This window comes from Pseudomonas sp. NFPP28 (genome assembly GCF_900115535.1).
Classification (GTDB): domain Bacteria; phylum Pseudomonadota; class Gammaproteobacteria; order Pseudomonadales; family Pseudomonadaceae; genus Aquipseudomonas; species Aquipseudomonas extremorientalis.
In genome coordinates this window covers 393,833-408,473 of record NZ_FOWT01000006.1, presented here as the reverse complement: position 1 = coordinate 408,473, position 14,641 = coordinate 393,833, and the positions used below count along the sequence as shown (strand labels likewise).

General features: G+C 61.9%; 14 protein-coding genes and 2 pseudogenes. 7 read left to right on the top strand and 9 right to left on the bottom strand.

The window, feature by feature from the left end:
- Positions 1-42 precede the first annotated feature (42 nt).
- Complete coding sequence (locus tag BM110_RS18350) at positions 43-462, bottom strand: YybH family protein (protein ID WP_093513940.1); 420 nt, start codon at positions 460-462, stop codon at positions 43-45.
- Positions 463-611: 149 nt separating this feature from the next.
- On the opposite strand from BM110_RS18350, the gene BM110_RS18345 reads away from it, so the two are divergent.
- Positions 612-1,112 (top strand): GNAT family N-acetyltransferase, encoded by a 501-nt coding sequence (locus BM110_RS18345; RefSeq protein WP_071489485.1) that lies wholly within the window; start codon positions 612-614, stop codon positions 1,110-1,112.
- Between the two features lie 60 nt (positions 1,113-1,172).
- Here the strand turns inward: BM110_RS18345 and BM110_RS18340 are convergent, their stop codons facing one another.
- Positions 1,173-1,655: a GyrI-like domain-containing protein gene (locus BM110_RS18340; RefSeq protein ID WP_071489484.1), complete on the bottom strand. Its 483-nt coding sequence runs from the start codon at positions 1,653-1,655 to the stop codon at positions 1,173-1,175.
- A 196-nt stretch (positions 1,656-1,851) separates the two neighbouring features.
- Between BM110_RS18340 and alaC the strand changes: the two genes are divergently transcribed.
- Positions 1,852-3,063 carry an alanine transaminase gene (gene alaC / locus BM110_RS18335; RefSeq protein ID WP_071489483.1) on the top strand — a complete coding sequence of 404 codons (1,212 nt, stop codon included), beginning with the start codon at positions 1,852-1,854 and terminating at the stop codon, positions 3,061-3,063.
- Between the two features lie 76 nt (positions 3,064-3,139).
- Here alaC and BM110_RS18330 read toward each other — a convergent pair whose 3' ends face one another.
- Together BM110_RS18330 and BM110_RS18325 are read right to left on the bottom strand one after the other, a co-directional pair.
- A complete protein-coding gene (locus BM110_RS18330) occupies positions 3,140-4,492 on the bottom strand; it encodes a GntP family permease (protein ID WP_058423189.1) in 1,353 nt (450 codons plus the stop codon).
- Between the two features lie 84 nt (positions 4,493-4,576).
- Complete coding sequence (locus BM110_RS18325) at positions 4,577-5,110, bottom strand: gluconokinase (protein ID WP_071489482.1); 534 nt, start codon at positions 5,108-5,110, stop codon at positions 4,577-4,579.
- Between the two features lie 211 nt (positions 5,111-5,321).
- On the opposite strand from BM110_RS18325, the gene BM110_RS18320 reads away from it, so the two are divergent.
- The 4 genes from BM110_RS18320 (at position 5,322) to BM110_RS18305 (ending at position 9,186) form a co-directional block, all read left to right on the top strand.
- A complete protein-coding gene (locus BM110_RS18320; RefSeq protein WP_175507960.1) occupies positions 5,322-6,353 on the top strand; it encodes an HTH-type transcriptional regulator GntR in 1,032 nt (343 codons plus the stop codon).
- An 82-nt stretch (positions 6,354-6,435) separates the two neighbouring features.
- Positions 6,436-7,068: a glutathione S-transferase family protein gene (locus tag BM110_RS18315; protein WP_092247047.1), complete on the top strand. Its 633-nt coding sequence runs from the start codon at positions 6,436-6,438 to the stop codon at positions 7,066-7,068.
- Between the two features lie 77 nt (positions 7,069-7,145).
- Positions 7,146-8,555: an MFS transporter gene (locus BM110_RS18310; RefSeq protein WP_092247044.1), complete on the top strand. Its 1,410-nt coding sequence runs from the start codon at positions 7,146-7,148 to the stop codon at positions 8,553-8,555.
- A 133-nt stretch (positions 8,556-8,688) separates the two neighbouring features.
- Entirely contained in the window at positions 8,689-9,186 is a 498-nt protein-coding gene (locus BM110_RS18305) for a hypothetical protein (RefSeq protein WP_071489477.1), read from the top strand.
- Positions 9,187-9,225: 39 nt separating this feature from the next.
- On the opposite strand, the pseudogene BM110_RS30230 reads toward BM110_RS18305, so the two are convergent.
- From BM110_RS30230 to BM110_RS18295, 3 genes and pseudogenes are all read right to left on the bottom strand, one after another.
- Positions 9,226-9,636, bottom strand: a pseudogene (locus tag BM110_RS30230) (methyl-accepting chemotaxis protein); the annotation flags it as partial.
- Between the two features lie 132 nt (positions 9,637-9,768).
- Positions 9,769-10,545: pseudogene (locus tag BM110_RS30225) on the bottom strand (PAS domain-containing protein); the annotation flags it as partial.
- 150 nt (positions 10,546-10,695) lie between these two features.
- Complete coding sequence (locus BM110_RS18295) at positions 10,696-11,565, bottom strand: LysR family transcriptional regulator (RefSeq protein WP_092247039.1); 870 nt, start codon at positions 11,563-11,565, stop codon at positions 10,696-10,698.
- A 96-nt stretch (positions 11,566-11,661) separates the two neighbouring features.
- Between BM110_RS18295 and gstA the strand changes: the two genes are divergently transcribed.
- A complete protein-coding gene (gene gstA, locus BM110_RS18290; protein ID WP_093513937.1) occupies positions 11,662-12,264 on the top strand; it encodes a glutathione transferase GstA in 603 nt (200 codons plus the stop codon).
- Here the strand turns inward: gstA and BM110_RS18285 are convergent.
- Together BM110_RS18285 and BM110_RS18280 are read right to left on the bottom strand one after the other, a co-directional pair.
- Entirely contained in the window at positions 12,204-13,634 is a 1,431-nt protein-coding gene (locus BM110_RS18285; protein ID WP_093513936.1) for an aromatic amino acid lyase, read from the bottom strand. The genes gstA and BM110_RS18285 overlap by 61 nt on opposite strands.
- Positions 13,631-14,635, bottom strand: coding sequence for an ornithine cyclodeaminase family protein (locus BM110_RS18280; RefSeq protein ID WP_093513935.1), 1,005 nt, complete (start codon positions 14,633-14,635; stop codon positions 13,631-13,633). The genes BM110_RS18285 and BM110_RS18280 overlap by 4 nt, the downstream gene beginning before the upstream one ends.
- Positions 14,636-14,641: the final 6 nt, after the last annotated feature.

Below are 14,641 nucleotides of genomic sequence, written 5' to 3'. Positions count from 1 at the left end.
GGCGTTCTCCGTTTTCGGATTGCTGACTATAGATCGCGCAGGTCAAGGTTTCAGGTCGAACAGACCGGCGCCGGTTTCCATGTCAAAAGGCGCGGACCAGTGCTCATGCACCACCTTCCACTGCCCGTTGATGCGCTGGTAACCGGCGCTGACCCGCATCCAGCACGTCTTGAGCACGCCATCCGGCCCGGCGCCACCACAGTGGGCGAGCCAGTGGGCAAAGGCGCTGTCTTCTCCGGCTACGATATGCAGCTCATGAAAGTCGAAAATGCCGGGGCCGGGACAGAACTCCATGCAGGCCTTCCAGTGCGCCTGGTAGGCGGCCTTGCCTTTGAATTGCAGGGCGCCAACGGCGTCGAACGCGACGATATCCTCGGCATAAAAGCTGACAATCTTGTCGACATCCTTGGCGGTGACAGCTTGCTTCCATTGTTCGATCAGGGTGTTGATGGCAGTGCTCATGGCGATACTCCTCGGGTTGGAAAACATCACGGAAGACACCCTTGGTCGAATGGCCCGCCGACAAATCGACACCCCGCTTAAAAATAATTTCGCCCTCGGCAAACCCGCTAGAATCCACGCCTCTTTGTAGGATTTCGGATGCGCCACCGATGGAAACCCGCCTCGTCGCCTATGAGACGCTGAGCCTTGTGCAGAAACAGCAACTCGACACCCTGCAAGTGCATCCCGAGCAACTGCCGTACTCCGGCGATATCTACTGTGCGCTGAACAGCCTGCTGGTCAATCCCAGCACCGGTGCCATCAAAGGCTTCGCCCTGCTCGCCGATGAAATCCCGGTGGCCTTCCTGCTGCTCAAACGCCCACCGTGCCTGCCCCATTGGGCCGATGAGCACAGCGCGACCCTGCATGCGTTGCAGGTCGATCGGCATCAACAAGGGCGCGGGTTCGGCAAGGCGTGCTTGCAGGCGCTGCCGGCGGCGGCATTGGCTGCGTGGCCGCAGATCAGGGGCCTGGAGTTGTCGGTGGACGCGGACAATGTGGCGGCGATGGGGTTGTATCTGTCGGCTGGTTGGGTCGATAGCGGGGAGGCGTATAAAGGGCGGATCGGGTATGAGCGCAGATTGAAGAGGGTGTTTAACCCAGCCCTTTGATGTCACGTAAACATGACTTTCAGACGTTAATGTCCTGTTTACGTGACATCGGCGAGTGCTTCAGCCTCTTTCGCCCACCGGCAACCAGATCTCCACCGTCCCGGTGCCCTTACGCGCATCAAAATCCTCGCTGTAGCGTTCGAAATCCGCACCCATCACCTTGTAGCCCGAGTGCGGCAGCCACTCGAACATGATGCGTTCGTACGTCTGTTCCAGCGCCTGCACCGGCCCGTAATGCGGGAACACGGCATAGTTGAGCGGCGGAATTTCGATGTATTCAAAGTTGCTCGGCACGTCGCCCTTGTTGGGGACTTCGACACCCGCCATGTAGTCGAATTCGCCATGGTTGGGGTTATGGCAAACGCCATAGGTCACACCGCCGACGCGCTTCTTGATGTCCTTGATGCAGGTGTCGAACAACTCCCACAGCTTGGGGATATCGCCCACGGTGGCCTTCGAATAACGCCCTTGTACACCGGCAATCACCAGGGCCTTGCCTGCTTCCATGCGTGGCTCCAACGGTTGTTTTGTCTGCTGATCCATACGAACAGTCTCCTTCTTATGAGGGAACAAACCCGTATCGAGTATAGGGGCATATCCACGCGCTACTCCATGCAGAAAATTTTCCTACGCATCTGGACAACTGGCCATCATCGACCGTATTGTCTGCCCCGCAGGCCACCGCAGTGGCCGACGTCGCTCGGACGGTTCCGGGCGCTTACGTACTCTCGAGGCAACAATGGCCGACCAAGGTTCGCCGCGCCGCTTTGCGCGCATAGATCGACTCCCCCCGTATGTTTTCAATATCACTGCCGAGCTGAAGATGGCTGCGCGTCGGCGCGGCGAAGACATCATCGACTTGAGCATGGGTAACCCTGACGGCGCCACGCCTGCCCACATCGTGGAGAAAATGGTCACCGTCGCCCAGCGTGAAGACACCCACGGCTACTCCACCTCCAAAGGCATTCCGCGTCTGCGCCGGGCGATTTCGCGCTGGTACAAGGACCGCTATGAAGTGGACATCGACCCCGAGTCGGAAGCCATCGTCACCATCGGTTCCAAGGAAGGCCTGGCGCACTTGATGCTCGCCACTCTGGACCAGGGCGACACGGTGCTGGTGCCCAACCCGAGCTATCCGATCCACATCTACGGTGCGGTGATTGCCGGTGCCCAGGTGCGTTCAGTGCCGCTGGTGCCTGGCGTGGACTTCTTCGCTGAGCTGGAACGGGCGATTCGCGGCTCGATCCCCAAGCCGAAAATGATGATCCTCGGTTTCCCATCCAACCCTACCGCGCAGTGCGTGGAGCTGGATTTCTTCGAACGCGTGATCGCCCTGGCCAAGCAGTACGACGTGCTGGTGGTGCATGACCTGGCCTACGCCGACATCGTCTACGACGGCTGGAAAGCCCCGTCGATCATGCAAGTGCCTGGCGCCAAGGACATTGCGGTGGAGTTTTTCACCCTGTCCAAGAGCTACAACATGGCCGGCTGGCGCATCGGATTCATGGTGGGTAACCCGGAGCTGGTCAACGCCCTGGCGCGGATCAAGAGCTACCACGACTACGGCACCTTTACCCCGCTGCAAGTCGCCGCGATTGCTGCATTGGAAGGCGACCAACAGTGCGTGAAGGACATCGCCGAGCAGTACCGCCAGCGCCGCAATGTGCTGGTCAAGGGCCTGCATGAGCTGGGCTGGATGGTGGAGAACCCCAAGGCATCGATGTACGTCTGGGCCAAGATTCCCGAGCAGTATGCCGCCCTGGGCTCGCTGGAATTTGCCAAGAAATTGCTGTTGGAGGCGAAGGTATGTGTGTCGCCCGGGATTGGATTTGGCGAGTATGGCGATGATCACGTGCGCTTTGCGCTGATCGAGAACCAGGACCGGATCCGCCAGGCAGTGCGCGGGATTCGCGGGATGTTCCGGGCGGATGGCCTGGTCACCAAAGCCTGACCGCATCCACCTGTAGAACTGCAGTCAAAACTGTGGGAGGGGCTTGCCCCCTCCCACATTTGTTCCACGGTGTGGCTTAGACCACCAACGACAGCAGCATGATGAAGATCAGCGCGACCACCGACAGAATGGTCTCCATCGCCGTCCACGTCTTGAACGTCTCGGCCACGGTCATGTTGAAGTACTGCTTCACCAGCCAGAACCCCGCATCGTTGACGTGAGACAGGATCAACGAGCCCGCCCCCGTCGCCAGCACCAGCAGCTCACGGTTAACCCCCGGAATCATCCCCACCACCGGCACCACGATGCCCGCGCCGGTAATGGTCGCGACGGTAGCCGAACCGGTCGCCACACGGATCACCGCCGCCACCAGCCACGCCAGCAGGATCGGGTTGATCTGCGCGTTCACCGCCATGTGGCCGATCACATCGCCCACGCCGCTGGTCACCAGCATCTGCTTGAAGCCACCACCGGCACCGATGATCAGGATGATCGCGGCGGTCGGCGCGAGGCTGGCGTCGAGCAGCTTGAGGATCTGCTTGGAGTGGATGCCCTGGCGATGGCCAAAGGTGTACAGCGACAGCAGCAACGCCAGCAGCAAGGCGGTGATCGGGTGACCGATCATGTCCATCCAGTTGCGTACCACGTTGCCTTCGGCAAACGCGATGTCGGCGAAGGTTTTCAGCAGCATCAGGAACACCGGCAGCAGCACGGTGACCAGGGTAATGCCGAAGCTCGGCAGGTCTTTGTTCTCAGGCTCGCGGGCCAGTTGATCGACTAGTTCCTGGGACGGGTTGCCCGGGATGTACTTGGCGATGAACGTACCGAAGATCGGGCCGGCAATGATCGCTGTCGGCAGTGCGACGATCAGGCCGTAGAGAATGGTCTTGCCGATGTCCGCGCCAAACACGCCGATGGCCAGCAGCGGGCCCGGGTGGGGTGGCACCAGGCCGTGTACCGCCGACAGGCCGGCCAGCAACGGGATGCCGATCTTGATCAGCGACACACCGGTACGGCGCGCGACGATGAATACCAGCGGGATCAGCAGCACGAAGCCGATCTCGAAGAACAGCGGGATGCCCACCAGGAACGCGGCGAACATCATGGCCCACTGGACCTTCTCTTTGCCGAAGGCGCGGATCAGGGTCTGGGCGATCTGATCGGCACCGCCGGATTCGGCCATCATCTTGCCGAGCATCGTACCCAGCGCGAGGATGATGCCGACAAAGCCGAGCACTCCGCCGAAGCCGTCCTGGAACGCCTTGATGATCTTGTCCACGGGCATGCCCGAGGTCAGGCCGAGGAAGCCGGCCGCGATGATCAGTGCAATGAACGGGTGCACCTTGAACTTGGTGATCAGAACGATCAACCCGATGATGGTAACCACTGCGTCTAGCAGCAGGTAGGACTCGTGGGACATGCCAAACATGGGGGGTCTCTCCTGTTTGTTGTTGTTATTAAAGCGGGTGTTGAATTTCCTGCCGGGGACAGCGCTATCTTTTCCGGCAAAAAATCAATGGGTTGGTTCAAAGCCGTGTTGCAGCCACCAGGCATTGGTCTGCTCGGCCAACTGCTCGACGCTGTCTTCGCTGGCATTGAGGGCCAGGGTCAGCGGCTCGCCCTTGGGCGATTCAAGGGTAGCGAACTGGCTGTCTATGAGGCTGGCCGGCATGAAATGCCCGGGGCGATGGGACACACGGTCGGCGGCCACCTCACGGGTCAGTTCCAGGAACACAAAACCCAGGCCCGGGGCGGCTTCGCGCAGGTGGTCGCGGTATTTCTTCTTGAGGGCGGAACAGGTGAGCACGGGATGCTCGCCCGCCTTGAGCGAACGGCGCAGTTCATCGCACAGGATGTCGAGCCAGCCGGCGCGGTCGTCGTCGTTGAGGGGGTGGCCGGCGCTCATCTTTTCGATGTTGGCGGCGGGGTGAAAGCTGTCGCCTTCGATCGCGGTGGCGCCGTTCAGGCGGCACAGGGCCTCGCTGACACTGGTCTTGCCACAGCCGGCGACACCCATGATGACCAGGGCGGTAACAGGTTGACTCATGAAACACCTCAGGACGCAGATAGCGCTACCTTTGCACGCTGTAAGGCTAGTGCAAAAACAGGCTTTCCCGCGCCGTCTTGTCATTTTTATGGAGTGACGCGTGCATCCTCTCCAATCATTTGAACCGGATCAGGCAACCCAGCGTTCAAGCATTTGCAGCTACTTGGAGACAGCGCTACCTTAGTGCCTCGATTTTTGTTTGGCAAGCCGCCTGATGACCTCCAAGAACGATAAAAAAATGCGCACCACGGGTCGCCCGACCCTTAACGAAGTCGCCCGCCTGGCCGGCGTCAGCCCGATTACCGCCTCCCGCGCCCTGCGCGGCATCAGTACCGTCGCCACCGAGCTGGTGGAGAAAGTACAGCAGGCCGCCGCCGAACTGAACTATGTGGTCAACCCCGCCGCCCGCGCCCTGGCCTCGGCCCAGAGCCATTCGGTGGTGGTGTTGGTGCCGTCGTTGTCCAACCTGCTGTTTATCGAAACCCTCGAAGCCATCCACCAGGTTCTGCGGCCCAAGGGCTTCGAAGTGCTGATCGGCAATTCCCACTATTCCCGCGACGAAGAAGAAAACCTGTTGCGCAACTACATGGCCTATCAGCCACGGGGTTTGTTGCTGACCGGCTTTGATCGCACCGAAAGCGCCCGACGAATGGTCGAGGCCAGCAATGTGCCTTGCGTGTACATGATGGACCTGGACCCCAACGCCGGGGTGAACTGCGTGGGCTTCTCGCAACTGGCGGCGGGTGAGACGGCGGCGGCGCACTTGCTGTCCCGTGGGCGCAAGCGCCTGGCGTATATCGGCGCGCAACTGGACCAACGCACGCTGTTGCGCGGTGAAGGTTTCCGCCGGGCGCTGCAACAGGCCGGCCAGTACGACCCGGCGCTGGAACTGCTGACGCCGCGCCCTTCCTCAGTCGGCCTGGGAGGTGAATTGTTCCTGCAGTTGCTGGCAACCCATCCGGACGTGGATGCGATCTTTTTCGGCAACGACGACCTGGCCCAGGGCGCCCTGCTGGAGGCCATGCGCCATGGCATCAAGGTGCCGGAGCGCGTGGCTGTGCTGGGCTTCAACGATTTACCGGCGTCGTCGTTCATGGTGCCGCGCCTGAGCAGTATCAGTACACCAAGGGAAGCGATTGGTCGGCGGGCGGCGGAGCATCTGCTGACGATCATGGCAGGCAGCAAGATCGCCAAGCCGGTGGTGGATATGGGCTTTGAATTGCAGATACGGGAAAGCACTTGACCCATGTGGTAGGGGCAACCCCCCTCCCACATTGCTATCACCCCTGCTAGATTGAGCCTTCTCCAAATGCCAGGGAAGCACCATGGGACACTCACTGAAAATCTTGGGCCGCACCTCTTCCATCAACGTGCGCAAAGTACTCTGGACCTGCCAGGAACTGGGCATCGACTACCAGCGCGAAGACTGGGGCATCGGCTTCAAGCCCACTCAATCCGCTGAGTTCCTCGCCCTGAACCCCAACGCCCAGGTGCCGGTGCTGATCGACGACCACGGCGTGCTGTGGGAGTCCAACACCATCTGCCGCTACCTCGTCGGCCTCTACCAACGCCACGACCTGCTCCCCGCCGAACCCGCGCCACGGGCGCGCGTCGAGCAATGGATGGACTGGCAAGCCACCGAACTCAATCCGTCGTGGGGCTATGCGTTCCATGCGCTGGTGCGCCAGAACCCGGACTACCAGGACCCGCAGCGCATCCAGGCTGGCGTGCAAGCGTGGAATGACAAGATGGGCCTGCTCGAACAGCAGTTGCTCAAGACCGACGCCTACGTCGCGGGCGATGAGTTCACCCTGGCCGACATCCTCATCGGCCTCTCGGTGCACCGCTGGCGCAACGCCCCACTGGCGCATCCCGACTATCCTGCGGTGCAAGCGTATTACCAGCGCCTCAGCCAGCGCTCCGGCTTCAAAACCTTTGCCCTCGACGGCCATAACTGAGCACGCTGCGAGAGAAAGCATCCCCAGGATGGCGCGTTTCAAACAGTCGAGATTCCGATCACTTATTGAGTTTTCCCATGCCCGTACTCTCTAGCACCGACGGCATCGACCCGATCCGCGCCGCCCACATCAGCGCACGCATTGACCGCCTGCCCGCCGTCGCCACCGTCTGGCGCCTGGTCGCGCTGCTGTCCATCGGTGGTTTTTTCGAGCTGTATGACCTGTTCCAGACCGCCTACATCAGCCCCGGCCTGATCAGCGACGGGATTTTCCACACCGGCAGCGAGGGTGTGTTCGGCTTCTCGGATCAGGCCGCCTTCGCCTCGGCGACCTTTCTCGGTCTGTTCCTTGGCGCCAGCCTGCTAAGCCCCATCGCCGACCGCTTCGGGCGCCGGGCGATCTTCACCTTTGCGTTGATCTGGTACACCGTCGCTACCGTGTTGATGGGGCTTCAAACGTCAGCGCTGGGCATCATCGGCATGCGTTTCCTGGTGGGGATCGGCCTGGGTATCGAACTGGTGACCATCGACGCCTACCTCTCGGAACTGGTGCCCAAGCGCATGCGCAGCTCGGCGTTTGCCTTTGCGTTTTTCATCCAGTTCCTGTCGGTGCCGGCGGTGGCATTGATGTCGTGGTGGTTGGTGCCGCAAGCGCCATTCGGCGTGTCGGGCTGGCGCTGGGTGGTGCTGAGCAGTGCGGTGTTTGCGCTGTTTATCTGGCAACTGCGCAAGCGCCTGCCAGAGTCACCGCGCTGGCTTGCGCAAAAGGGCCGCTTCGCAGAAGCGGGGACGATCATGGACAACCTGGAAGCACGCTGCCAGAAAGACCACGGCAAACCGCTGGACGAACCCGAGCCGCAAGCCGTCAGCGTGCAAGGCAGTGGCCGCTTTGCCGATATCTGGCAACCGCCGTACCGCCGCCGCGCGTTGATGCTGATCGTGTTTCATGTGTTCCAGGCCATCGGCTTCTTCGGCTTCGGCAATTGGTTGCCGGCGTTGCTGTCCGGCCAGGGCGTCAGCGTGACCCACAGTTTGCTCTACGCCTTCATCATCACCCTCGCCTACCCGTTGGGGCCGCTGCTGTTCGTGAAGGTCGCCAATCGCTTTGAAAACAAATGGCAAATCGTCGGATCGGCGCTGGGCGCGATGATCTTCGGCAGCCTGTTCGCCCTGCAAACCACGGCGGTGGGTCTGGTGATCTGCGGGGTGATGATCACCTTCTGCAACGCCTGGCTGAGCTTCAGCTACCACTCCTATCAGAGCGAACTGTTCCCCACCAACATTCGCGCACGGGCGGTGGGTTTCTGTTACTCGTTCAGCCGTTTGTCCACGGTGTTCAGCAGCTTGTTGATTGGTTTTATCCTCGAGCATCTCGGCACGCCTGGAGTGTTGGCGTTCATTGCAAGCAGCATGCTGATCGTGATGATCACCATCAGTTGGTTCGGGCCGCGTACGCGGAACCTGGCGCTGGAACACATCGCCCATTGACGGCAACGGCTGGCCGCCGGCAGGACAACCCTTGCCGCGCAGGCCACGCCATCCCCAATAAAACCGGGCACTTCACGCCCGGCACGCTATTTGCTCCACCTGTGGCACCGCACATTTCCACAGGTGACCGATCATGCTGGTTAACAACAACACCCAAGCCGTGTCGACCGTTCAACAGATCAAACGGCCCGACATGGACCCCGCCAACGCCGCCGCCAGCGCGCTGTACAGCGGTGCCCTGCAGGCCGCGCAGCAAAGCGTGACCGTGCCGGCCGCGCAGAAGGAACTGGACAAGGCCGCCGACCGCATCGACGAAGCCTTCGCCAAGACCCGTGTGCAGTTGCAGACCAGCGCGGCGACCTCGGATGTGCCGGCTACCAGCGCCACCTCCGGCGCACGTGCCGAATTCACGGACTACATGAGCAAATCCCCGGCCGAGCGTATCCGCGAGCAATTGCTCAAGGAGCAGGGTTTGACCGAGGCGGATGTGCAGAACATGTCCCAGGAAAAGCAGGACGCAATTTCCAAGCAGGTGGCTGAACGCCTGAAGCAGCAGCAAGAACAGCAAGTAGCGGCGAAAACCGCTGAGCCGCAGGCGCAGACAGTCAAAGAAACCCTGGCTGCGATCTGACGCCATCCGCCCCTGCGGGAGCGAACGCGCTCCTGCAGGCTATTGCAGTTGCAATGTCGAGTTGAACTGCCCGATCGCATCCACCACATGCCGTGACCCTTCCTGGATTTCCAGGATCACCTGCCCCGCCTCATTCGCCAGTTCCACCCCCAGCCCCGTGCGGCTCAAGCTCGACTGCATGCTCAACACCGCGCTCAGCGACAGGTCGTGGTTCTTGCGCACCACATCGACAATCTCCACCGTCGCCTGGCTGGTACGTGCCGCGAGGCTGCGCACTTCATCGGCCACCACCGCAAAGCCGCGCCCATGCTCGCCCGCCCGCGCCGCTTCAATCGCCGCATTGAGCGCGAGCATATTGGTCTGTTCGGCAATACTGCGGATGGTCTGCACGATGCTGCCGATGATGTCCGATTGCTTGTTCACCGCATCAATGCTCTGCGCCGCCTGGTTCAGGTCGTTGGAAATTTCTTCAATGATCTGCACGGTCTGCTGCACCACCTCCGAGCCCTTGCGCGCGCAGACATCGTTTTGCACTGACGTCGCGTGAGCCGAGTCGGCGGCGTTGCGCAGGGTGGTGACCTGGTCGGTAATGTCGCTGGCGAACTTCACCACTTTGTACAGGCGCCCGCTGGCGTCGAAGATCGGGTTGTAGGACGCCTCCAGGAACAATGTCTTGCCGTATTTGTCTTTGCGCTCGAAACGGTGCGAGTGGTACTCGCCGCGGTTCAGGGACGCCCAGAACGCCTTGTAGGCTGGCGACTCGACGTCACGGCGATGGCAGAACAGGCTGTGGTGCTGGCCGACGATTTCATCCAGGGAGTACTGCACGGTTTTCAGGAAGTTTTCGTTGGCGTTGAGGATCTGGCCCTGGGGAGTGAACTCGATTACCGCCATGGAACGGCTAATGGCATCGATCAGGCTCTGGTTTTCATGTTCATGGTGAACCCGCGCGGAAATATCCGAAGCGACCTTGATCACGCTCTGCACGTGATTGTCCTTGTCCAGCACCGGCATGTAGCTGGCTTCGAGCCACACTTCCTGGCCGTGCTTGTTCAAGCGCATGAAGGTGCCACTGAGCGCCTCGCCCCGCGCCAGGTCGTGCCATAGCTTGGCGTAGGCGTCGGTGTGGGTGTAAGCCTCGTCGCAAAAGATGCGGTGGTGTTTGCCACGGATGTCTTCAACGCTGTAGCCCATGGTTTTGCAGAAGTTGTCGTTGGCGTCGAGGATCACGCCGCCAGGGTCGAATTCGATCATGGCCATGGAACGGCTGATGGCGGCGAGCTTGGCGTTGGATTCGGACAGGGCGCAGGAGAAACGTTCGATTTGCTGCAGGTCGGATTTGTGGTGGAGGTTGAACATGTTCGGATCACCCTTCAATTACCAGCGCCTGGCGGGGCGCATTCCATTCACGGATCGAATACAGTCGCAAACCATCCAAATCGCTTTATATACCAAGCGTCATCAACGGTTCTGGATGAGCATAGACAGGGCTTGGCACTCTGCAAGCCACTATTGAGCCAGCATTTCTAACAATGCACGGGCGGCGGCTGAAGGTGGACGATTTGGCGTACCGACCAAGGCAAACTCACGGTGCAGCGGCACCTTCAGTGCCATCACCCGCAGCCCCTTACGCTGGATGGGCAGGGCCATTTCCGGCACCAGCGTAACGCCAACCCCCTCGCGCACCAGGCTGAAGGCACTGTTCCATTCGCGCACTTCCACGCGGATATCCCGCAGGGTCAGCCCCGCTGCGGCCCCCAGGCTGCGGGCATTGGCGGTACAGCCACCGGTGGCCAGTACGAAAGGCTGCTCCAGTAACTCCTCAAGCGACACACACGCATCAGCCGGGCGTTGCGCCAGGGCATGGTTCGCTGGCAGCACGGCCATCCATAAGTCACGGCCCAACACGGTGGCATTGCGCTCGGGCGCGGGGTTGAGCACCACGCCCAGGTCGATGAGGCCGGTGTCGAGCAGGGTGAGTACTTCGTTGTCGGTGACATCCAGGGTGGTGACCTCGATGCCGGGATAGAGCTGCGCAAAACGCTGCAACGCGGGTGTCAGAAACGTCGCCAGCACCCTCGGGAAACTGGCGATGCGAATCGTCCCCCGCAGCATGGGCCTGGCTTCGTCCACGGTGCTGCGGATCGCCTGCAAGGCACCGAGCATCACCCGCGCCTGTTCGATCACACTCAAGCCCAACGCCGTAGGCAAGGTCTTGCGCGGTTCACGGGTGAACAGTTGCGCGCCCAGCGTCGCCTCCATGCCGGCCATGGCCTGGCTGGCAGCGGACTGGGTCATGCCTACCCGCTCGGCGGCGGCGGTGATGCTGCCGTGATCGGCCACGGCCACCAGCAGGCGCCAGTGCATCAGGTTCATCATGGCAGTAGCTGTCCTTATGGCAGGGGTCTGAAGGTTTAATTTTACGCACGGTGCCACGCCCGCGAGACTGGCGCAAATTCAACGGAGCTGCCCCAGATGAAACTGTATTTCTTCCCTCACGCCTGTTCCCTCGCCCCGCATATCGTGTTGCGCGAATTGGCGTTGCCGTTCGACCTGGTGCTGGTCGATAACCAGGCCAAGACCACTGCCGAGGGCGAGGACTTCCTGCAGATCAACCCCAAGGGCTACGTCGCCGCCCTGAAACTGGACAACGGCCAGGTACTGACCGAAGCCAGCGCGATCCTGCAATACCTCGCCGACCTGAAACCCGCCGCCGGCCTGGCCCCTGCCAATGGCAGCTGGGAGCGGGTGCGTTTGCAGGAATGGCTGAATTTTATCGCCACCGAGATTCATGGCGGCCTGGCGGTGTTCTTCAACGACGCGATCCAGGGCGACGTGCGCGCGCTGTTCGAGGCCACACTCTTCAAGCGTTTCGCGGTGCTGGTGCAAACGCTGGAGCGCCAGGATTACCTGTTGGGGTCGCACTACTCGGTGGCGGATGCCTACCTGTTCGTGGTGCTGCGCTGGGCCGCGTTTCACGCAATTGACCTGGGCCGGTGGCCGGCGCTGGCGGCGTTTCAGCAACGCGTGGATGAGCGACCTGCGGTGGTTGCCGCATTGGCCGCTGAAAACCCATGAGTTGAGATGAAGCGGCTCAGCGCCAACACATCCACCGAGCCCGAGCGATCCTGATCCAGGTGCGCCACCTGGCTGCGCACCTCGGCATGGATCTGCCCGGAGCCCTGCCCCAATCGCAACGCACCCCGCAGGTCCACCGCCTGCGCCGCGACGATCAGCTCGATGCTGGCCAGCCACACGACCCGCTCGACCAACCGCCGGGTTTTGTCGACCACCGCCAAGGCCTGCCCCGCATAGTCTTCGACACGATCCGCCACCGGCACGCTCACCGCCGGCAGCGGATTGGCCAAGTGTCCGATTTCCGCGACCAGCGCCGAACTGGTGCGCTGCAACGCGGCCATGCCGACATGACCCGGTTGAGTGATCAGGAAGCGCGGCAAGTCACTGGACCCAGGCGAGAGCAACTTGGCGATGCGTTCTGCACTGCACGCCGCCACTCGATTCAGCGCCAGGCCCAGCCCTTCTGCGGCGAGTGCCAGATGCGTGCTGTCGAAATTCGCCGTGGCCAACACCAGCGCTTCCTCGCTGATCAATGCCGGATTGTCCGCGCCGCTGCGCAGTTCCAGTTCGATCAGCTCATGCAACTGGTGCAACGCCTGCTGCGCCGCGCCCTGGACCACCGTGGCGCAGCGAAAGCTCAGTGGGTCTTGCAGGCGACGTGGGCTGTCCGCCAACTCGCCCCCCGCCAGCAAGCGCAACAGCGCCGCCGATTGCTCGGTTTGCCCCGGGGCCGGGCGCAGGCGTGAGGCCCATGGCTGGAACGCACTGAGATTGGCGCGGTAGCCTTCACACGACAACGCCAGCGCCGCGAGCACAGCCTCCAACGCCTGCTGCGCCTCAGCCACCAGCAACGCACCGAGCCCAACGCTGGCGGCATTCGCCGAGACCAGCGCCAAGCCATCCTTACCGGTCAAAGGCACCGTCAGCGCCAGGCTCAGGTGCGACAATGGCGCCAGGTCGCTTTCGCCCAGGGAACCCAGCAACGGCACCTCGGGCTCGACGCCCGAGTTGAGCAGGTCCAGCAATGCCTGCGCCGCTGCCGGTGAAATCCCCGAGCGACCCTGGGCCAACCCGGCCAGGCGCGCCGCGGTGATGGCGCGCAACTCCTGGCGATTGGCAAGGCGCCCCACCCCCACCGCACGCCCCAACGGAATGCTCGCCTGCACCGGCGCCACCGGCGTATCCACCGCCGCGCCAAGGCCGGTGTTGACGCCATAGATCGGCGTGCCGTCAGCCGCCAGTTTCACCAGCAGCCGATGGCCTTCGTCGATACGTTGACGTGCCGATTGACTGATATCCGCCGGTATATCCTGCCGCGCAATCGCCAGCAAATCCGCCAGCACCAAGCCTTGGGGATCGAAGTGAATCATGCCCAGCGCAACCGCTGGCCGATGCCCAGGCGCCTGGATTTTTCCAGCAGCGCATGGCCCAATGCGATATCACTGAGGCTCAGCCCGCGATGCCAGAACAGGATGGTTTCCTCGGGGGTTTCCCGGCCATTCTTCAAGCCGGCCACGATCTGGCCCAACTCGGCATGCAGGGTCTCGGCGCTGAGTTTTCCTGCATCGACATGGGCACGCAACGAACCGAACAGACCGCCCTTGCACTGGCCCCAATCATCCACCACCAACTTGCTCATGATGTCGGTGAGCGACAGTTCCACCGCGCTCATGGTGCCGTAGGGCACCACGAAGGCGCCGGGTTTGATCCACTCGGTGCGCAGCAGCGGTTCGGGCTGGTCCAGGCGCGAGGCCTCGACGACGATGTCGGCACCACGCACGGCGGATTCCCAATCGCCGGTGACGATCACCGGCTTGCCCAGGTCCCGGCGCAGGCGTTCGGCAAAGGCCTCGCGGCTTTCACTGCGGCGCGAGTGCACGCGGATTTCGTCGAAGTCGAACAGGTGATCCAGCAGGCGCACGTTCCAGTAGGCCGTGCCGCGCGCGCCGATATGCGCCAGCACTTTACTGTCGGGTCGGGCCAGGTATTTGGCGCCGATGGCCGTGACCGCGCCGGTGCGCATATCGGTGATCGCCGAGGCATCCAGGATGGCCCTGGGAATCCCGGTGGCCGGGTCCAGCAGGTTGAGAATCGCCAGTTCCGAGGGCAGGCCCTTGCGATAGTTGTCGACAAAATCCCCAACCACCTTGACCCCGGCATAACCGATAGCGCCGCCAAGCACACCGCGCAGCACGTTGAAGTGGCCGTTGATCTCGCCACCGGGAATCAGGTGGGTACGCGGCTCGATCACCGCCTCGCCACGGCCCTGGATCGCCAGGCTGGCTTCGATGGCGCTAAGGATTTCATCGTTGGAGAGACCCAGTTCGTCGATGTCGAGGCCGTTGAGAAAATCGATGTAGATCGGTTGCATGGTCTG

Bases quoted from the DNA above. Each gene is read 5' to 3' on its own strand.
- BM110_RS18350 (WP_093513940.1), bottom strand. From the start codon at position 462: ATGAGCACTGCCATCAACACCCTGATCGAACAATGGAAGCAAGCTGTC.
- BM110_RS18345 (WP_071489485.1), top strand. From the start codon at position 612: ATGGAAACCCGCCTCGTCGCCTATGAGACGCTGAGCCTTGTGCAGAAA.
- BM110_RS18340 (WP_071489484.1), bottom strand. From the start codon at position 1,655: ATGGATCAGCAGACAAAACAACCGTTGGAGCCACGCATGGAAGCAGGC.
- alaC (WP_071489483.1), top strand. From the start codon at position 1,852: ATGGCCGACCAAGGTTCGCCGCGCCGCTTTGCGCGCATAGATCGACTC.
- BM110_RS18330 (WP_058423189.1), bottom strand. From the start codon at position 4,492: ATGTTTGGCATGTCCCACGAGTCCTACCTGCTGCTAGACGCAGTGGTT.
- BM110_RS18325 (WP_071489482.1), bottom strand. From the start codon at position 5,110: ATGAGTCAACCTGTTACCGCCCTGGTCATCATGGGTGTCGCCGGCTGT.
- BM110_RS18315 (WP_092247047.1), top strand. From the start codon at position 6,436: ATGGGACACTCACTGAAAATCTTGGGCCGCACCTCTTCCATCAACGTG.
- BM110_RS18310 (WP_092247044.1), top strand. From the start codon at position 7,146: ATGCCCGTACTCTCTAGCACCGACGGCATCGACCCGATCCGCGCCGCC.
- BM110_RS18305 (WP_071489477.1), top strand. From the start codon at position 8,689: ATGCTGGTTAACAACAACACCCAAGCCGTGTCGACCGTTCAACAGATC.
- BM110_RS18295 (WP_092247039.1), bottom strand. From the start codon at position 11,565: ATGATGAACCTGATGCACTGGCGCCTGCTGGTGGCCGTGGCCGATCAC.
- gstA (WP_093513937.1), top strand. From the start codon at position 11,662: ATGAAACTGTATTTCTTCCCTCACGCCTGTTCCCTCGCCCCGCATATC.
- BM110_RS18285 (WP_093513936.1), bottom strand. From the start codon at position 13,634: ATGATTCACTTCGATCCCCAAGGCTTGGTGCTGGCGGATTTGCTGGCG.
- BM110_RS18280 (WP_093513935.1), bottom strand. From the start codon at position 14,635: ATGCAACCGATCTACATCGATTTTCTCAACGGCCTCGACATCGACGAA.